The 20,792-nt window shown below is 46.2% G+C and carries 12 protein-coding genes; 4 read left to right on the plus strand and 8 right to left on the minus strand.

Annotated elements, in window-relative coordinates; translation table 11 throughout:
- Nucleotides 1-83 precede the first annotated feature (83 nt).
- The 4 genes from pbpC to HYN49_RS02655 form a co-directional block, all read right to left on the minus strand.
- Nucleotides 84-2,456: a penicillin-binding protein 1C gene (gene pbpC / locus HYN49_RS02640; RefSeq protein ID WP_108902672.1), complete on the minus strand. Its 2,373-nt coding sequence runs from the start codon at nucleotides 2,454-2,456 to the stop codon at nucleotides 84-86.
- Nucleotides 2,453-3,208, minus strand: coding sequence for a hypothetical protein (locus HYN49_RS02645; RefSeq protein WP_108902673.1), 756 nt, complete (start codon nucleotides 3,206-3,208; stop codon nucleotides 2,453-2,455). The genes pbpC and HYN49_RS02645 overlap by 4 nt, the downstream gene beginning before the upstream one ends.
- Before the next feature lie 2 nt (nucleotides 3,209-3,210).
- On the minus strand, nucleotides 3,211-8,721 hold the full coding sequence (locus HYN49_RS02650; RefSeq protein WP_108902674.1) for an alpha-2-macroglobulin family protein: 5,511 nt from the start codon (nucleotides 8,719-8,721) through the stop codon (nucleotides 3,211-3,213).
- 250 nt (nucleotides 8,722-8,971) lie between these two features.
- Nucleotides 8,972-9,415 carry a nucleoside deaminase gene (locus tag HYN49_RS02655; protein WP_108902675.1) on the minus strand — a complete coding sequence of 148 codons (444 nt, stop codon included), beginning with the start codon at nucleotides 9,413-9,415 and terminating at the stop codon, nucleotides 8,972-8,974.
- A 60-nt stretch (nucleotides 9,416-9,475) separates the two neighbouring features.
- Between HYN49_RS02655 and HYN49_RS02660 the strand changes: the two genes are divergently transcribed.
- From HYN49_RS02660 to HYN49_RS02675, 4 genes are all read left to right on the plus strand, one after another.
- A complete protein-coding gene (locus HYN49_RS02660; protein ID WP_146185036.1) occupies nucleotides 9,476-10,132 on the plus strand; it encodes a hypothetical protein in 657 nt (218 codons plus the stop codon).
- 19 nt (nucleotides 10,133-10,151) lie between these two features.
- Nucleotides 10,152-11,942 carry a 1-deoxy-D-xylulose-5-phosphate synthase gene (locus HYN49_RS02665; protein ID WP_108902677.1) on the plus strand — a complete coding sequence of 597 codons (1,791 nt, stop codon included), beginning with the start codon at nucleotides 10,152-10,154 and terminating at the stop codon, nucleotides 11,940-11,942.
- A 2,466-nt stretch (nucleotides 11,943-14,408) separates the two neighbouring features.
- Nucleotides 14,409-14,672, plus strand: a complete 264-nt coding sequence (locus HYN49_RS15280; RefSeq protein ID WP_394336404.1) for a T9SS sorting signal type C domain-containing protein — start codon at nucleotides 14,409-14,411, stop codon at nucleotides 14,670-14,672.
- 134 nt (nucleotides 14,673-14,806) lie between these two features.
- Nucleotides 14,807-15,787, plus strand: a complete 981-nt coding sequence (locus HYN49_RS02675) for a DUF3078 domain-containing protein (RefSeq protein WP_108902679.1) — start codon at nucleotides 14,807-14,809, stop codon at nucleotides 15,785-15,787.
- A 67-nt stretch (nucleotides 15,788-15,854) separates the two neighbouring features.
- Here the strand turns inward: HYN49_RS02675 and HYN49_RS02680 are convergent, their stop codons facing one another.
- From HYN49_RS02680 to HYN49_RS02695, 4 genes are all read right to left on the minus strand, one after another.
- Nucleotides 15,855-17,201 (minus strand): deoxyguanosinetriphosphate triphosphohydrolase, encoded by a 1,347-nt coding sequence (locus tag HYN49_RS02680; RefSeq protein WP_108902680.1) that lies wholly within the window; start codon nucleotides 17,199-17,201, stop codon nucleotides 15,855-15,857.
- A gap of 47 nt (nucleotides 17,202-17,248) precedes the next feature.
- Nucleotides 17,249-17,473, minus strand: coding sequence for a hypothetical protein (locus HYN49_RS02685; protein WP_108902681.1), 225 nt, complete (start codon nucleotides 17,471-17,473; stop codon nucleotides 17,249-17,251).
- Nucleotides 17,474-17,515: 42 nt separating this feature from the next.
- Nucleotides 17,516-18,016, minus strand: a complete 501-nt coding sequence (locus HYN49_RS02690) for an RDD family protein (protein ID WP_181368996.1) — start codon at nucleotides 18,014-18,016, stop codon at nucleotides 17,516-17,518.
- Nucleotides 18,017-18,209: 193 nt separating this feature from the next.
- Nucleotides 18,210-20,648, minus strand: coding sequence for a ribonucleoside-diphosphate reductase subunit alpha (locus HYN49_RS02695; RefSeq protein ID WP_108902683.1), 2,439 nt, complete (start codon nucleotides 20,646-20,648; stop codon nucleotides 18,210-18,212).
- Between the last annotated feature and the right edge of the window lie 144 nt (nucleotides 20,649-20,792).

Below are 20,792 nucleotides of genomic sequence, written 5' to 3' on the forward strand. Positions count from 1 at the left end.
CCCCGGGTATGGGTAGTAACAGCCTTAAAGCAAAATACCCTACCGGGGTTTATTAAAATTTTTTATTTTTTTTAAGAAAAATATTATCGTATGATGTCAATTTTTCTTCGGATTTCATTCCCTTTTTTATCAACGACAGTAATTTCATGTGTTCCGGATGAAGGCGTGACCGGCATCTCATGAAAAGTTTTCGTAGTCCCGATAAAATTCCTGTCAAGGTACCAATAAATCTCAGATTCGCGCTCTGAATGCGCTACTTTGAGAATAACCGGCTGCACGACACTGTTAAAGTCTTTCGTCAGGTAAATCTTTGCAGTGCTTTTCGGATAAATAAAATCCATGGTAACGGTCTGCGCATTAGCACAACCTTCCTTAAAAGGCGGCAAAGGACGATAATCGATATGCTGGCTTTTATAATACCATTCCATTACCGGCGGCAACACAAACCAGCTTTCCGTAACGATATTTTCAAGGCTTTCACAACTCGTGTTCACCCGAAACTGCTTCGTACGGTCAAGATGGATTAATTTGTGGTAAGGACAAACCGAAGTGATTTTTCCCTTCAGCGGGATCCACTGCTTTATCTTCGGACAATCCGGTTGCGCCAAATGCCCGCTGAGCGCACAAACCTCCGCTTCTTCGAGGTCATTCAGCGGCGGCGAAAACCATTTCTGCCTCGGCAACAGGTTAAACACATCGAACAACACCGGCGCTGCGCTTGAAACACCTGTCAGCGTCGGCCTTCCTTCACCCGAAGCATTTCCAATCCACACCCCGACGACATACCGCGAATTCGTGCCAATCGCCCACGCATCACGATTCCCGAAACTGGTCCCTGTTTTCCAGGCGATTTTCTGGGAGCTGTCATAAAACTTCCAGGCTTCATCGGCTTCAGGGCGGTTCACTTCTTCCATGGCATTATAGGTAAGCCAGATAGCACCTGCACCCAATATGGTTTTCTGGTAACTTTCCTTCCCAAAGTCCTGATCAAAACAGAACTTGTAATTGAGTTCGGCAAACTCCTTCGTGCGGTACTTCCCCTGATTGGCATTGAAATAATTTACGGTGGATGTCATTGCGGCGTAAGTCCTGCATAAATCCCACAAATTGCTTTCGGCACCGCCCAAAATCAGCGACAAGCCATAATGATCCGGTTTTTTAGAAATATCACGAAGCCGGAAATGCTGCAATTCCTCATAAAATTTATTGACCCCGAAATCCTTCAGCATCAATACCGCCGGAATATTCAGCGAACGTGACAACGCGCGGTGTGCAGGCACGGCACCATCGAAAGTCAGGTTGAAATTTTCAGGTTTGTAACCGGAAATCTGCGTTGGGACATCGGCGACAAGTGTGTTCGGGAGCAGTTTTCCTTCGTCGAGCATTCCTGCATACAGCAATGGCTTAAGGATGCTCCCCGTGCTTCGCGGCGCTCCTATGATATCCACATCTTTTTGGTGCGCGGCATCAGTCGGGGCATTTCCGACATAGCTGATGACGTTCCTGGTTTTGGTATCAATGACCAAAATAGCGAGATTATTCACGTCATTCTGCCGGTACTGATTGTAATAATATTTAGCGATTTGGTTGACACGCTGCTGCAGATGGACATCGATAGTGGTTTTGACGCGTTCCCCGCGCTGACTTTTAGCCACACGCTGCAACAAATGCGGGGCGGTTTGCGGAAGTGCGAATGGTTTCTGCGGAAGCGGCTCAGAAATGGCCAATTCATAAGTCTGCCCGTCGATGATTTTTTCATTTTTGAGCTTGAGCAGCAACCGGTCTCTTTTGCCTTTCAATTTCAATTGGTTTTTTCCCGGGTAAATGAGGCTGGGCGCGTTAGGCAAAACGGCCAGGGTGGCACTTTCAGCCCATGAAAGCTGGTGTGACTGCACGCCGAAATACCGCCTCGAAGCCATTTCCAAACCGACGACATTGCCGCCAAATGGTGCGTGTGCCGCATACATATCGAGGATTTCGTCTTTGGAAGCACGGAATTCAAGCCGGGTAGACAAAATCAATTCTACCGCTTTTTCAAAATATGTCCGCTTTTTATTTTTCCGCGACAGCCTGATGACCTGCTGCGTCAGCGTACTTCCGCCACGGACGACTTTTCCGGCTTTACGGTTCTGCACAAATGCCTTGTACATCGAAACAGGATTGAAACCCGGATGGTGGTAGAAATTCTCGTCTTCGAAATAAACCACACATTCCCGAAACTTGTCCGGTACGCTGTCCTGTGCGGGAAAACGCCATTGGCCGTCCGTCGCTATTTTCGCGCCAAGGAGTTCGCCTTGGTTGCTTTCAATGACCGTTGCGTAAGGTTCGCTGAACAGTATCTGCGGAAGCGAAAAATAATACCAGGCCAGTAAGATAAATCCGGCAGCCGACTTGATGCGGTTGCGTTTCACCCAATTGATGCGGCGATGGAAGAAAGATTTTATCCTGGCCTTCAAAATTTCGATGCTTTCTTAGGATGCTTTAAATTCACTGTCATTGAATCGATTTCCGCTTCATCAGTACGGTAGGTAATCTGGATTTTGTTCGGCTTTATTTTCTTGACGAAACCTTTCCATTGCAGTAAATCACGTTCCAGTTTTTGGTTTAAAGTATCGTTTACAGCTACTTTCCCCTCAGTCCCGAAAAGTCCGTACTGATTAGTTGCTTCGGGCAAATCAGGCAATTGCCAATCCCATATGCCGAAGCTGTAAAGTTCCTGCCATGAATTGTTTTTGTAAGTCATGATGTGCCATGAATTGAGGCTGGAATAATCAGCCCAATCGCCAACGTAGGACACCTCATCGGTCCCGTCTCCGTTCAGGTCACCTTCATTCCTGAGAAGTGACACGCCATAAACCTGGCCTTCACGGCCGACGCGGAGCGTATCTATTTTGAGGTTGTCAGAAATCAAAAATGAATAATTGCGATTGGCGATCACGGAATCAATGGCTTCCCAGGGTTCCTCCGTGATAAAGTATTTATCGGTTTCCTTATTGTCTTTGAGGCTGATGAGGCGTTCGGCTAGTTTTTCCTTCTTCCCATCACCGTCAAAATCGCCTTCAATGACAAATCGATATCCGAAGATGCGATGGCTTAACGAATCGTGTTGCTTCATTGATAGCAGCCTGAATTCATTTTGAATCTTACAGGTCTTTTGGCTGTGGCAAATTACTGCCACAGCACAAATGATTAAAATTACTGTTTTCATGATTATTTCACCACTTCAACCCAAAATCCTTTCGTCCTTGCCATAAAAGTATTGTCATACATCGCTTCGCATTGCAGGCCAGGCAAATAATAAGTTCCCAGATAGGATGCATTGAGCAGTATCTTGAATGTCCTGGTTTCATTGGCTTTCAGTCCGAAATAGAAATTGGTCCTGTCGTCGCGGATGTCGATATAATCTGCGGTGTTTGCCGTGGCGTCGCCGAAATCAGTGAAACGGGTGTTGACGATTTCGAAGCCGGATGGTAAGATCTGCGACAAGGCGATATTGGACACATATTCATTGCGCCTGTTGGTTACGGTAACTTCGGCGATGAACTCGGTTCCCTGGGCAATTTTCGCCACATTCACCGGAGCGCCTTTACGGTTCTTAAACACCATCGACGCCGAAACATCATGCTGTTCTGCAAGTTCTTTCCCAACAGGAAGTATGCCTGAATTGAGTATGCGCACAAACAACGTATTGTTTTTATTGTTCTTTATGGTCATGCTGTTGGTACCCATTTTTACCGAAAGCTTACGGTTTGCAATGGCTTTTGACGTTTTCACTGCTTCGGATTTTCCATCCTGCGTAATCACGATATCCATGCCGCTGCCACCGTTTGACGCGGCAAATTTCGACATGGCATACAGGCCATACGCAGTGGTTTGCGTACTCATCCATTGCGGTGCGGAAAGGTTCTTGGCCAGTTTGGTCGCCATGACGAACGCTTTTTCTTTCTGGCCTAACAGCACGAGTGTTTCTAATGCCATCGCGCGGTTCCTTTCTGCCGAACCATAATAGTAGTAACGGTATTCGCTGTTATCATCGTCGATTTTACTTTTTGCCAAAAGCGATTGCCCAGCCGACATTTGCCCTGCTAAGGCGTAAGCCGCCGCCAATCTGAGCTTACTTTCATTCGAAATGCCTTCTGTTTCACGCAGCCTGTTCATCGAAGCCAGATCAGCCGAACCTGCCAGGGCCAACGTATACAAACGATACGCCTGTGAGAAATCATTGCCCCACTGCACACTATATCGCCATGCTTTGGCCTCCTTTTTCTGGTAATCGATCCATTTGTTTCTGAAGCTGATCGGCAGCACGTACCCTTTTTTCTCGGCCTCAATCAGGAAATGCCCTGCGTAAGAACTTCCCCAATCATCAGCCGGGCCATTGCCGGGCCAATAAGAGAACCCTCCGCTGGCCTGCTGGAATCCGCTTAACCGGTTGATGCCGGCTTTTACATTGCGCTGTATGGATTGTAATTTTGAGGCATCGATATCAACGACATCGTTGAGGTACAATTGTGGGAATACGGCGGATGTCGTTTGTTCCACACAACCATGCGGATACTCAATAAGATACTGTAATCTTCGATTGAAATCTATTGTCGGTACCGATGAGATTTCAATCTGTGCGCGGTTACTGCCTGAAACCCCAAACGTCGTCCAGGAAATGGAGTTGGACTTGCCTGGTTTTAATATCACATCCTGAAAAGTATTTGTAAGCGGGTTCGGGTTCATCACATCAATCTCAACCTCATAAACCGATTTTTCTTTTCCTGATGTTGCAGTCACGGTCATCTTACCAATGCCTGTGGCGCTTCCCGCTTCAAGGCTGAAATAGGCCAGTTTTTCATCAGGCTGAGTGAAAGTAACCGTCTGGCTGTTGCTGCCGACAATCCGCAACGCATTATTTACGCTGATTTTCACCGAAACGTTCTTAACATGTTTTTCCATAGCAAAAACCGTCACAGGCACCGTCACTTTTTCCGATGGCGTGATTTTTCGCGGCATGGATGCCAAAACCATCAACGGACTGCGGACCGGCGTAGCTTTCTCTGCACTTCCATAAGCACTTGTGGCAACATCGCCTGCAACCACCATGGTACGGACTGACCCGATGTATTTTGGCAGCATGATCTTATGGTTTTTGGTTTCGCCTTTGCCTAATGTAAACGGCCCGTAGTACAATACAACCGGCTTGAAACGATTGGCTTTCTTGGCTTTGCCGCCACCCAGTTCCTGGTCGCCACCAATACTGAAAATCTGGTTGACTTTCCCGCCATAAGCACCAATCACATTATCATAAATATCCCAGGTTTTTACACCCAAAGCTTCCCTGGTGTAGAAATTATCCCAGGCGTTCGGGGTTTTGAAACGCGTCAGGTCGAGCAGTCCCTCATCAACTATGGCCACGGTGTAGGTCATCGCGCGTCCGGTTTTTTCACTGACTTTGAGGTCGAATACCTGCTGTGGTTTCAGTACATCAGGCATCGATATCTTCGGTTCGAGTATGGTTTTCTTATCAATGACTTCAATCGGGACAATGCCGTACATCCTTATTGGGGAGTCGTTTTTAGTGGAAGCATGGGGTTGCAGCAGTGTGATGTTCATGTAGACATTCGGTGCCATTGCAGAAGTGATTGGGACCTCCACGATGGTTTCGCCTTTTTTGGTCTGCGCCCAATACGTTTGTACTACTTTAGAACCGTTCTCTATGGAAATCAGCGCGCGTCCACCGGCACTCGAAGGGAACGAAACTTTTGCGGTTTCACCGACAGCATACTTTTTCTTATCGGTAGAAAACACGAGCATGTTTGCGGTCGTGGCATCGGTGTTGCGTGTTTTTCCGGACCACATCGGGTAATCGACCAGGACCGTTTCTGCGGAAGCGTGGCCATCGGCAGGATCAACAGCGCGGATTAAGTAACGTCCCCAATCCTCATCCGGAATGGCGAATTGCACAAATCCTTTTCCGCTGGCATCAGTACTGATGGTAAAATTTTTATACGAAGTGGTCGCATTCGAGGAATTGAAATTCGAATAATTATCCTCTGAGGCATCCCACCACCAACGCCATTCAGTACGCATCACGCTGATTTGAAGGTTCTTTACGGATTTGGGCCTGCCTTTTTCATCAACGGTGACAATGTCAAAACGGTTCATCGCACGGGTTTCGAGCATGCCGTATTTCGTTAGCGTCGGTGATTTGATGCCTACATAAGTTTTGTATGGTGAATATGTCGTGCTCATCACATCAGTGCTCACATCACCGCCTTCTTCATAGACTTTTGTAATGAATGCTGCTTTCAACATCCCCGGTGCCTGTCCGGTCAACTGCGGATTAATGGTCGCTTTTGCATTTCCATAAGCATCCGTCCTGGCTGAAAGCACATTGATTTCCTCGGTTCCGAATTTACGCACCAAATCATCAAAAACATAATTGTCATACCCTTTGAAAGCCGTTCCCTGTTGTGTAAACTTCGCCTGCATTTCTACCTTCAGGTTTTTTGCCACAGCGCCATGAAGCCAGGTCACATCAAGATTCACGTTGTTGGGCGTTGCGGAAGTCAGCACAGGACTATTGAATGTCGCCTTAATCCGTAAGCGGTTTGGTTTAATGGTTTCAATCTTGATGTTCTTATAAAAACGCGCGCCGCCCACGCTGACCATCGCCTCCCAACTGCCGGTTGGTGCATCGGGATTCGTTGGTACTACGAAAACGTAGTGGTTTTTATCATTTGATTTCTGGACATCCTGGAACGTCACCTTTCCTCTTGGGTCAGTCAACCTGAACTTGATAGGGTGCGATTTCGGGAGTTTGTTTGCGGCATCATTCAGCATAAAGGACAGGTACAGGTTGTCACCGGGACGCCAGACACCACGTTCGCCGTAAATGTAACCTTTAAGCCCTTTCTGCAATTCTTCACCGGAGACATCGAAATTACTTACCGATAATGAATTTCCGTCGTCAAGCTTGATGTAAGTCGACTCATTCCCTTTGCTTACGATTGCGAAATAGGCAAACTTGTCTTTGATAAATCCTACCGTCCCATCGGCATCGGTTTTTGCTTCGCCGATCTTCTGTTGCTGGAAGTTGTAGATCTGCACAGTAGCGTCGCAGACAGGTTCTGTATTTACGATATTATTAACCGCGAAAAAGTATGATTTGTTGTTGCCTCTTTTCGCAATCACACCCAGATCGGTAGCCAGCACATTGGTTACAACCCTGGTATTGTAATAGTATGAACGCGAACACGGGTCCTGTTCCTCGCGCCATTCGTAATCATCATAATAATAATCGTCGTAGTAATTATCGCTGTAGTTTACATCGTTTTCATTGATTTCCTCTTCCTCCTCGTCACTATTATCATTAGTGCCTTCTTCCTCCGAACCTTCACAGTCATACAAGACATATTTTTTACGGAAGGAGAACTCAATATGGTAAATCGCACCTGGCTCCGGAGTAATGATCTTGGACAGATCCAGTGCATAAGTGTTCCATTTGGCAAGATTTGCAATGTTATTTTTCTTGAGGTCGAGAACCGTTTTGGCAACAGGCTGCGCCACGCGTTTCAGGTCCTGGCCACCGTTTAAATCGTTGTACTGGAGGAATTGCAGGATGTTGTTTTTGAAAATCTTGTAGACTTTTACATCGACGGCGCTGAGGTTTACGGCTTCGAAGTTCAGCTTCAGGTTGTTCGAACTTGGCATAATGGTCCCGTTCTTTGTAAAGCGTACGTTGGGCTTGATTTGCTCAAAAGAGACTTTTGTAGCGAAGTGTTCCTTTAATTTATAACCATCTTCACTTTGGATCCCCTGGAATACTTCGAGTAGTAAATTGCCTTTTAGCGGTTCGTCAAAAAACACTTTCAAGACATTGCCTTCGGTAGCGAAAGTCATCGTTTTTGCATTTTCGACAGCAATCAATCCATCAAAAACCTGCCCGCGCTGCAGCGCATCAGAGAAGTTGATCAGCAGCGTCTGGTTTTCACCTTCCGGAACTTCAACATTCATAATCTTAAAATGGTCACGGCCCGCAATCGGGTAATTGATGACCCCTTTTTGCCTGATATCAAAGTCATTCCCGTCATACTTGATCTGGATATCGGAATCCTGGTCAAAGCGCTGTATGCTGTCAATCATGAACTTGAACTCTGTTTTGGTGCTGAGTTCCTTATCGATCCTGACACTGAGTTTCCTACCTTTTTGTTCAGCGGAAAGGATTTTGGCGACGGTTGCAGGATCCATTTCGTCGGCGGCTTTGAACACGCCGTTCAGGTATTGGTATTGTTTGCTATATGATTGGATATCATTCGTAGTCACGATGAAATCCTGCTTTATCGCTTTTACCGTAAACTTAAAATCCTCAAGGTTTTTTGGGGTTTCGATGAGTTTCGAAAGGTGAAAAGTCACCTGGTATTCCGTGTCCTGCTCCAGTTTCTTATCCGGAACGAACGCAATCGTATTGGCGGAAAGGGCTACGACTTTACCATCAACACTGGGTGAAATATCAAAAAGGTCGTTGTCAAGCGGACCCAATTTAAGCTGTTTCTTTTCAAAAGCCAATACGACACGGATATCGCTTTTGGCAGGGATGATGCCCGATGTAAAATCGGTGAGGTACTCTTTAAACTGTGAAAAATCGGAATTGAAATCGGCCACTGATTTCTTTTTACAGGCCTGGAACAATACAAATGCAACAAAGACAAAAACCAAATTTTTCGGTTTCATTGTTATAAAGAGTTAATGGGTTACAAGGAACGTTTCGGAAAGGCAATTTAACATTTCTCCGATATTTGCGATAACTGTTAAATTATGGGATTATTGTAGTAAATGTAAATTATTTTTTTGAGGTTTGAAAGTGGGGATTATAAGATTTTAAGACCGCTTCGCTTTAGGATTTCATTAATCTTCAATTCAACTGGGACTGTCTTATAACCTTGCTGCGCAGCAATCTTACAATCCTTTAGTGTAATAATGTCTACTTTCTTCTTTCTGCAAAAAACCTTTTCATCAACGCTCCCGCTTCTTCCCCCATCACGCCGGAAACGATTTCCGTCTTCGGATGCAATTTTCCACCCATCACCCGGTAACCGCGATGGTCATCATCGGCACCATAAACGATTTTGGAAATCTGGCTCCAGTATAAAGCACCGGCACACATCTGGCAGGGCTCGAGCGTGACATACAGCGTACAGCCTTTAAGGTATTTGCCGCCTATGAAATGTGCGGCTGCGGTAATCGACTGCATTTCGGCGTGCGCGGTCACGTCATGCAGCATTTCGGTGAGGTTGTGGCTTCGCGCGATGACCTTATTGTCTACGACGATAACAGCGCCTACAGGAATTTCCCCTTCGGCATAGGCCGCCTCGGCTTCCTGCATCGCTTTCTTCATGAAGTATTCGTCAGTAAAGATGTTTTCCATGCGGTAAAAATACTATTTTGGATACAGATTCCGTTATCAAAACGAACCAACCAAAACCTTATGGCACGATTGCTGATTTCCGTACCTAAACCCTGCCAAGAAGACTGGGATAAAATGTCGCCTGAAGAAGCAGGACGGTCCTGCGGCAGCTGCGCCAAAACCGTAGTTGATTTTACTGAAATGCTCCCTGAGCAGGTCCGGGGTTATTTCTCAAACCATGAGCATGAAAAAATCTGCGGAAGGTTTAAAACATCCCAGCTTAATATCCTGAACATCAACATTCCGCAAAGCATATTGTTGCGCAGGCGATCTTTCCGTAAGGCCATGCTGCTTGCTGTTTTCGTGGTGATGGGCAATACCTTGTTCAGCTGTAAAAACAATGGCAATACCCTGGGCGAAGTAAGCGTTGTCAATGATACTGTTGCGAAACCTGTTGGAGACACTTTGAAAATAACCAAGGCCGACAGCACCAGTCAACCACAAATCAAAATCGGCGAAGTGTCCTATGGAGATTCACTTGTGCCGCCGCCACCGCCACCGCCGCCTGCTCCAACAATAGAAGAAATACGCTTTACAAAACCTGAAACTCCAAAAAAGCGCGGTCATTCGATTACTATGGGTATGACATTCAGGGATACTGTGGACACATTAGAAGACATCCCTGCCGCAGATACTATCTCAAAACAAAAATCCGCAAAGCGTAAAACAAAGTCGTAAATTTGCCATTATTACAATTATGGCAGACGGCTTACTTGCATACATAGATAATCCACATGACCTTCGCAAACTCAGCGAAAGCCAGTTGCCGCAACTCGCGCAGGAGCTCCGCAACTTTATCATTGATATCGTATCGAAAAACGAAGGGCATCTCGGTGCCAGCCTCGGTGTGGTGGAACTCACCATTGCGCTGCATTATGTATTCAATACGCCTGATGATTTACTCGTTTGGGATGTCGGGCACCAGGCTTATGGACATAAAATCCTTACTGGCCGGCTTCACGCATTTCAAACCAACCGCAAGCTCGGGGGTATTTCAGGTTTCCCTAAACGCAGTGAAAGCGAGTATGACACTTTCGGGACCGGGCATTCCTCCACGGCAATTTCTGCTGCACTGGGAATGGCCCTGGCTTCGAACCTGAAGGGTGATGCGGAAAAGCACCACATCGCTGTCGTGGGCGATGCTTCGATTGCGAGCGGCATGGCGTTTGAAGGCCTGAATCACGCAGGTGTCACCGATGCCAATCTACTGGTCATCCTCAACGATAATGCCATTGGTATCGATCCCAGCGTCGGGGCATTGAAAGACTATCTTACGTCAGTTAAAGAAGGCAAGAATCCGAAGGAAAACAACATGATCAAGTCGCTTAATTTTGATTATTCGGGACCTATAGACGGACATGATATTTTTGCCCTGATCGCAGAATTGGAAAGGCTTAAGAAAATAAAAGGCCCGAAATTCCTGCACATTATCACCACCAAAGGCAAAGGCATGCAGCTTGCCGAAGAGAACCAGGTAAAATACCATGCGCCTGGAAAATTCGACAAGGCTACCGGAGAAATCCTGCCCAAAGACGAATCACACCTGCCGCCAAAGTTCCAGGATGTGTTCGGGCTGACGATCCTTGACCTTGCCCGTAAAAATGAAAAAATCATCGGCATTACGCCGGCAATGCCATCAGGCAGTTCGCTTACCTATATGATGGATGTGTTTCCTGACCGCGCCTTCGATGTAGGTATTGCAGAGCAGCACGCCGTAACGCTTGCCGCAGGGATGGCGACACAGGGCATGGTCGTGTTCTGCAATATCTATTCCACTTTTATGCAACGCGCGTATGACCAGCTGATCCACGACGTCGCATTACAAAACCTGCCCGTCATTTTCTGCCTCGACCGTGCCGGACTCGTGGGCGAAGACGGCGCCACGCACCACGGCGTTTTTGATATCGCTTACCTGCGCTGCATCCCGAACATGATCATTTATGCACCACTGGACGAAGTGGCTTTGCAGAACATCCTATACACGGCCCAACTCGGCCTTGACCATCCCATCGCCATACGGTACCCACGCGGACGTGGCAGTATTGCCAATTGGCAGCAGCTACACGCGGGCCATTACGAAAATATTGAAATCGGGAAAGCACATTGCCTTAAATCCGGTTCCGACACGGCCCTATTATCTACGGGAAGTATCGGCACTAACGTGCGCAAAGCACTTTCCATTACGGAAAATCCGGAACGCTTTGCATGGTATGATTTCGGGTTTATCAAACCTTTGGATGAAACGCTGCTGCATGAGATTTTCAGTAAATACAACCGCATCATTACTGTTGAAGAAGGCGTCATTAAAGGCGGTTTTGGAAGCGCGGTAGCAGAGTTTGCCGCTGCAAACCAATACCATAATGCATTAGAAATCCTGGGCGTGCCCGATGCTTTTATTGAGCATGGCAGCATTGCGGAATTGCAGGGGATTTGCGGGATTGATGTGGAAGGTATTTTAACCGCCATGGAATCCTCTGCCGGAGCTTAGACTAAAAAACCTTTGAAGGAGCTATTAACTTAACTCGTGATCATTACGCTTCCGCAGATAAGTAATTCAAACGGAAGATATCGGTTAAATCAATCACTTCATCGGGTATATCCCGCAATAATTGTTGCCAAACAACCAAAGCCTTAAGTTTGCACGACCAAGCAAATCTTAACCCGAAACATGAATAAAACGGTACGCTATTTCGCAACCATTGCGGTGCTTTTATACGGCACTTTCACTTTTTCGCAATGCCCTTCCGGAAGCGTGGCGTTTTTTTCACAGGCCGAAGTGGACGATTTCGGGAGCACATACCCTTCTTGTACCACCATTAATGGTAATTTAGGAGTATATGGCACTGACATCACCAATCTTGACGGACTTTCGAATATTACCACCATTACAGGTTATGCAGATTTTGAGAGTGATTTATCCGCATTAACGGATTGGAGTGGCCTTGACAATCTTACTACACTTGATGGCTCGTTGTATCTTTATACCGTAAATTTTTCGGTATTGCCCGATTTTAATAACCTGACGAGCATAGGCGGTGATTTTGTATATCGGGAAAATACAGGGCTCAGCGATGTTTCTTTTCCTAATATTACAACCATCAATGGTTATTTTGATGTAGGCGGGAATCCAGATATGACTGGCTTTTCAATGCCTGCCTTAACCAGTGTAGGCAGCCTTTTTGCGTATTATTCCAACCCCCTGCTTGCCGATTCAGATTTCGCGCAGCTTGCTTCGACAGGGGGATATTTCTATATTTCAGAAAATGCCGCACTACCGGATTTTTCAGGGTTCTCAAGCCTGTCATCGATCGGCAGTTACCTGTTCATCGGAGACAATGCGATCCTGGAGGACATTTCAGGTTTAAATAATCTTGTCACCGTGAATGGCTACATACAACTGACGTATAACAATGCTTTGACATCACTTTCAGGCCTTGACAATGTGGATCCATCATTACTTACAGATTTGAGACTGGATTCCAATGCCGGTCTTGCTACATGCAATGTGCCGAGCCTATGCACTTATCTTTCCAATGGCGGAAACGCAACCATATCCGGAAATGCGATAGGATGCCTCAATGCCGCCCAGGTAAGCCAGGCCTGCACGCCCGGTTGTGCCTCAACGACGGCCTGGAATGGCACTTCTTGGGACAATGGCGCTCCAAATAGTACTATTGCGGCGGTATTTACCGGAGATTTTTCCTCTACCGGCGACCTGCACGCCTGTACACTTACAATCCAGCAAGCCAATGTAACGATTAATACCGGTGATGATTTTATTGTCGAAGGCGTGGTTTCGGTTGATTCGGGTGGATCTTTGGTTGTTGAAAACAATGCAAACCTGATCCAGGTAAACGACGCAAGCAATACCGGTGTAATTACCGTGAAAAAGAGGGCCATGATGAAAAGGCAGGATTATGTTTTCTGGGGTTCCCCCGTAACAGGCCAGGATTTGAAACGTTTTTCCCCATACACGCTGTCCCCGACGATGGCTCCGGGATATCCCGCCACTGTAGGCAGTTCCCGTTTTTATACGCTCAACGAAACCACGAATTCATTTGCGGTGATTCCCGAACCGCTGGGGATTTCATTTGCTGAAGCCAAAGGCTATATGGTGCGTGCTCCGAATAACTTCCCTTTGGATTTTTCGCAAACGACGTTTTACGGCGCGTTCACTGGCATACCGAATAACGGTGACGCTACAATCGCCATCACCAATACGCCGGGTACGGGCCAGGGCTATAATATGCTGGGCAATCCTTATCCGTCGGCTATTGATGCTGATCTATTCCTGATGCAAAACCCGGGCGCATTGTACTTTTGGACACATACCGATCAGGGCGCTGCTTCGGGAGCGAATTATGCCACCTATACCACATTCGGGACGGCTTCAGCCACCACACCAACCAGTGCAATACCTGACGGAACAATTGCTGTCGGGCAGGGCTTCCTGCTGAAAACCGCCACTTCCGGAACGGCCACATTTACCAACGCCATGCGTACCGGCAATAACAATGCTGTTTTTTTCAGGCATGCCAATATCGAAAAACACAGGATTTGGCTGAATCTTGCTAATGTTGAGGGAGTACAGAGCCAGATGTTAGTGGGTTACATGGATGGCGCTACGCAAGGTGTTGATATTTCCGTTGATGCACCGCAGATGGAGGACAGCGTCAACAATATTTCCTCCTTGATTGGTAATGAGAAGTTTGCCATACAGGCACTGTCATTGCCATTTGACGCTGCGGATGTCATACCGATAAGTTTCAACGCCGTCACGCCGGGAGCTTTTACAATGGCCATCGACCACCTGGACGGGTTGTTTGCCGGAAACCAAAATATTTACATTAAGGACAATATTCCGGGAATTATCCATAATGTGAAAGAAAGCCCGTATACTTTTACCGCCGATGCGGGAACCACCACAAATCGTTTCAGTATAGTATTCCAAAATATGCCCCTTGCTGTAGACACGCCCGTTTTTGATGCCGGAAGCATTGCCCTGTTTAAAGCCGATGGCGTGTTGGAAATCAATTCCGCGACTGAAGCCATTTCAGGTATTAAAGTATTCGACAGCCGCGGCAGATTGGTTTTAGAACAATCCCACCTCTTCGCCAATACCGTAAAATTACCACAATTAACTGTGTCCCGACAGGTATTATTTGTCCGCGTCACTTCAGGCGATGGCAATGTAGTTACTAAAAAAGTGGTTTATTAAACGGCTGGAACACTACTTTCGACTTTTGACTTTTGACTTTCTATCAGCGATAACGTTATCGCAAAAAATGCCATCAAAATATCCGGCTTTTATAGGAAATTCCGATTTTTGCAAACCAAAGAATCGTTTTCCTCATGAAACTTATCCGCATTTTCCTCATCGGCTGTATCGCATTCAAGGCAATCCAATCTGCCGCACAAACCAAAGACACCATCATTACTGTTGAAAAGAAAATCATTGTCAAAGTCCCCGATTCCGTTTCCCCATGGCAGCGCAAGAACACGATTGGGTTCGACCTTAGTGAAATCGCTTTTGTGAACTGGAGCGCGGGAGGGACGAGCTCGGTTTCAGGATTGCTGAAAGGGAATTTCACGCGGATTTACAACAAAGGCAATTTCAAATGGGGCAACGAAATGATTGTGCGTTATGGCGTCAACAAGCAGGATGGCATCGAATTGCGCAAGACCGACGATGCATTCCAGTTTACTTCGACGGCGGGTTATCGCAGGGATTCGGTGTCTAATTGGTACCATTCGGCGAAGTTCAGTTTCAATACGCAGTTTACGAACGGTTACAATTACCCGAATACCGAAATGCCGATTTCGAAACCTTTGGCACCGGCATATACCTTCCTCGGTGTCGGAGCAGAATATTCAAATAAGGAAAAGAAAATCAACCTGTACATCTCGCCATTAACCCTGAAGAACACGATGGTACTAGACCAAAGGCTTGCCGACCAGGGCGCTTTTGGGGTCACCAAGGCCATTTATGACGATGTCACCGGCGAACGTTTAAAAAAAGGCAGGCAGATGAAGACCGAATTGGGCTTCCTCTTCACAAGCCACTTTAAGAAGGAAATCTTTAAGAACATCACCTTCGAACACCGCCTGAATTTATACTCCGATTACCTCAACCATTTCGGGAATATCGATGTCGACTGGCAGGCGCAGCTCGATTTGGTCGTAAACCAATATGTAAAGGCCAATATCGGATTCAATTTAATCTACGATGATGACATCAAGGGCAAAGAGGAAAAGGAGGGCGAACAGATCACCGTTGGGCCGAAAGTACAGTTGAAGCAGGTTTTGGGGATTGGGCTGGTGTATAATTTTTAGTCAGGAAAGTTAGAAAAGTCTGAAAGCCGAAAGACACAAAAGCTTTCGGACTTTCCTGACTTTCGGACTATATTCTCTTCGTCCCATTAATCGTCTCAAACAATTCCAACGCATTGCCGTCCGTCAACAGCGACACGAAATGGCAGATGTGCAGCAATCGCGCATACAAATCGTCTTTCTCTTCCAGGAACTTGTCGGGGAGCATCTTCAGGATCAGCTTGTCGTAATTCGAGCAATTGTTGTTGGCTTTGTTGTTGAAAGCGGTGATGAACTTGTCCAATAAAGTTTGAATGATTTGGTAACCGACGAGTTCCTTTTCAATCACTTCCCTGCTCTGGTAAATGTTTTTGATGCTGAGCTTGATAATGTCATCCATCTGGGCTTTGTACTTACTTTTGTCAGTCAGTGCCTGGTGGAATGTACCTTTCAGTATGGCTTCTTCATTTTCGATAAAGACATTTACGGCATCATTGATCAGGCTGCCGATGGCGAGCGCACGCAGGTAGCTGATGCGGTCTTCTTTCGTCATAAGCGCATTGTATTTGACCGTATCGATGTTGTCTTTAACAAGTTTAATCAGGTATTCCAACGCATAATCTTCGGAAACCAGGCCTAAATTGATACCATCTTCAAAATCAATGATCGTATAACAGATATCGTCCGCCGCTTCAACCAAAAATGCCAACGGATGGCGTTGAAAACCGATGTCATCACCCGATCTGCTTGGAATCATGCCAAGTTCCTCCGCGACTTCCTTAAAAAAATCCTTATCCGATTGGAAGAATCCATATTTTTTATCCGAGATATTTGAGGTGGGTTTCTTCGGCAGGCTTTCTTTCGGGTATTTCATAAAGGCACCAAGCGTGGCATACGAAATCCTTAGTCCGCCCTCAATACCCGGACGACTTGCGGTCAGTACTGAAAAACCATTGGCATTGCCTTCAAAATCAATCAGGTCCTGCCATTGCTTTTCGCTCAGGCTTTCCTTAAACTGCTGCCCTTTCCCGATGGAAAAATATTCCCCGATCGCCTTCTCTCCCGAATGTCCGAAAGGCGGATTCCCAATGTCATGTGCCAGGGAAGCCGCAGCAACAATCGCCCCGAAATCATTCATATGAAAGCCATGCACTTCGCTCAGATACGGATATTTTTCGATGATTTTCTTGCCCACCAGCCTTCCTAATGAACGCCCTACTACGGAAACCTCAAGACTGTGGGTCAACCGTGTATGCACGAAATCGGTTTTGGAAAGTGGAATGACCTGTGTCTTGTCCTGCAGGCTGCGGAATGCGGATGAAAAGATGATACGGTCATAATCGACTTCAAAGCCAAGGCGCGTATCGAGTTCTTCTATACGGAGGCGCTTGCCTTTATCCCCGAGTTTTTTAAGTGAAAGGAGTTGTTCCCAATTCATTGGATTATTTCAGCATTAAGAGTGTAGGATTAAAAATAAATATGACATTATTCCTTCAGGTTTGAGAGGAAAAAGTCACGTGACTTCTGCGGATACCAACCCGCGCTTGCGTCGCTAGGATTTGCAATAACCGATTTGATGTTGACTTCGTCGCCAATTTTGAATTTACCGGCTTCTGTGTATTGATAATCGAGCAGGTACGGCCCGCAGAAATAATTCCCGAAATCATCTTTTTCTATCAGTCCGGTGTAGACTCCTTTTTGTTTTGCCATAATATATTAATATTTAATTCTTCGTAATGCCGGGCTTGCATATTATATTTCTTCCCTTTGCCCTATTTCGTCAAAAGAGTGGAACAGGTTGCGCGCTTCTTCAAAAGCAACTTTATCAACCACATATACATCTGGAATCGAGTCATGCCAGCCACGTTCCCCGAAAAAGGAAAACTGTTCGAATGGGATCAGCCGGCAAAACGTCCTCTTCATAATGGTTCCTTTATCCGGTTTTGAGCCATCTTCCATGACCACTAACGTTTGGGTGATGAACTTGCCGACGGTTCGTGAAAGGAACATTTCCATCGTTCCGTAATACAATACCACAAATATGGCGCCGATAAGGTATTCCTCAAACCTGTTAAGTGTTTGCATTTTGTACAAAATATCCTGTCTCCCAAGCAGCGCGACAATCAATCCGGCAATGACTGAAAATGCAAATACCAATGCATATTGTACAATAAGGTCAATAATGTAGTTTGCAAAACGTTGTCCCTTCGATGCGAGGAGGTCATCAGTAACAACAAAATTCCTGTTCTCCATGATGTTCATTGTTTTTGGATTAAAAAAAACAGCCGCCTTTACGACAGCTGTTTCAAATATACAATTAAAGTCTAAAATCCGGTTTAATTTCGAATTATGAAATATGAATTTCAACCTAATAACTCGTAATTCATAATTTTTAATTCCTAATTTATTCCGCTGCGCTCCATACAGTACGGCTGCGCCTCGGGTCTTAAGATCCGCACATTTCACAATCATCCGGTTCCGAAGATTTCGCCCTTTCGATCATCGCACGGAAATCATCCGCATTGATGGCTTCCACCTCAACGGCAGGCGCGGCAACTTCCTGTTTCATGGCAGGTGCTGCAGCGTGTATTTCGGCTGCAACAGGCTCGGCTTTCTTATCATTGTTCAGCGTAAACTTGATGGCATCCACGGCTGATTTTGTCCTTAAGTAATACATTCCCGTCTTCAATCCTGACTGCCAGGCGTAGAAGTGCATCGAGGTCAGTTTCGCGTAATTCGCATCCTGCATGAACAGATTCAGCGACTGGGACTGGTCAATGAAGTATCCTCTGTGGCGCGACATATCGATAATGTCCTTCATTGACATTTCCCAAACGGTTTTATATAAATCCTTCAGATCCTGTGGAATACGCTCAATATTTTGCACCGATCCGTTGTGGCGCATGATTTCCTGTTTCAAATCTTCGTTCCACAAACCACGGCTTACCAGGTCTTCCAAAAGGTGCTTGTTTACGACGATAAACTCGCCTGAAAGCACACGCCTTGTATAAATATTTGAAGTATATGGCTCAAAAGCTTCATTGTTTCCAAGGATTTGAGACGTCGAAGCGGTTGGCATTGGCGCTACCAAAAGGGAATTACGTACCCCATGTTCCATTACTTCTTTTCTCAATGCAGCCCAATCCCAGCGGCCGGAAAGTTCTTCGTCTTTCAGTCCCCAAAGGTTGTGCTGGAATTCTCCCTGCGACATCGGCGAGCCTTTGAACGTCGAGTATGGTCCGTCCTCTTTGGCGGCTTCCATCGATGCGGTTACGGCAGCGAAATAGAGCGTTTCGAAAATCTCCTGGTTCAACGTTTTCGCCTCATCAGAGGTAAATGGCATGCGCAGCATGATAAACGCATCAGCCAATCCCTGTACGCCCAATCCTACCGGACGGTGGCGCATGTTGGAATTCTCGGCTTCCGGCACCGGATAATAGTTGCGGTCGATTACCTTATTCAGGTTTTTCGTCACACGCTTGGTTACTGTGTATAATAAATCGTGGTTGAATTTTCCGTCTTCCACAAACATCGGCAATGACAGCGACGCCAGGTTACACACCGCGATCTCATCTTTCGAAGTGTACTCCATAATCTCGGTACACAGGTTCGATGAACGGATAGTTCCAAGATTCTTCTGGTTTGATTTGCGGTTCGCCGCATCTTTATAAAGCATGTACGGCGTTCCGGTCTCGATTTGTGATTCCAGGATTTTCTCCCAAAGCTCGCGGGCCTTGATAGTCTTACGCCCTTTATTCTGCTCTTCGTAACCAATGTACAGTTTCTCAAATTCCTCACCGTAAACGTCATACAATCCCGGACATTCGTTAGGGCACATCAAGGTCCAGTATGAATCTTCCTGTACGCGTTTCATAAATAAATCCGATGTCCACATCGCGAAGAACAAATCACGCGCACGCATTTCCTCTTTTCCGGTGTTCTTCTTCAAATCAAGGAAATCGAAGATATCCGCATGCCAGGTTTCGATGTAGATGGCGAAACTTCCTTTGCGCTTTCCACCACCCTGGTCTACGTAACGTGCCGTGTCGTTAAATACTTTGAGCATCGGTACAATTCCGTTTGATGTTCCGTTTGTCCCGCGGATGTAAGAACCCGTAGCACGTACATTGTGGATAGACAATCCGATACCTCCCGCAGATTGCGAAATCTTGGCCGTTTGTTTCAACGTATCATAAATCCCGTCGATACTGTCGTCCTGCATCGCCAGAAGGAAGCACGAAGACATTTGCGGTTTTGGCGTACCGGCGTTGAACAACGTTGGTGTCGCGTGGGTGAAGAACTTTTTCGACATCAGGTCGTAAGTCTCAATCACCGACTTCAGATCATCAAGGTGGATTCCTACAGAAACACGCATCAGCATGTGCTGCGGGCGCTCTACGATTTTGCCGTTTATTTTGAGCAGGTAAGAGCGCTCGAGCGTCTTGAACCCGAAATAGTCATAATTAAAATCGCGATTGTAAATCACGTGCGAATCCAGGAATTCGGCGTTCTTTTGGATCACTTCATGCACTTCTTCAGAAAGCAGCGGCGATGCCATTCCGGTTCTCGGGTTCACATAATGATACATTTCGTTCATCGTCTCCGAGAAGGATTTCTTCGTGTTCGAGTGTAAGTTTGAAATCGCAATACGCGCCGCCAACTGGGCATAATCCGGATGTGCAATCGTCATCGATGCCGCGGTTTCGGCTGCAAGGTTGTCAAGTTCTGAGGTGGAAACACCATCATACAGTCCTTCAATCACACGCATCGCTACTTTCACCGGATCAACGAGATAATTGAGTCCGTAACACAATTTCTTGATACGCTCGGTGATCTTGTCAAACATTACCGGCTCTTTCTTGCCGTCTCTTTTTACTACATACATACGCTTTCTGGTTTTGTGAATCAGGGAATCCCTTCGCTGAATTCGGGTTATTTGTAAATATTTGTTTTTTTATTGGGCAGACGGTTCCTGCTCTACGCTATTATCTTTTCCCTGCTAAAGGAGCAGGAAAAAGGATATGCTTTG

The sequence above is a fragment of the Flavobacterium pallidum genome (assembly GCF_003097535.1).
Taxonomy (GTDB): domain Bacteria; phylum Bacteroidota; class Bacteroidia; order Flavobacteriales; family Flavobacteriaceae; genus Flavobacterium; species Flavobacterium pallidum.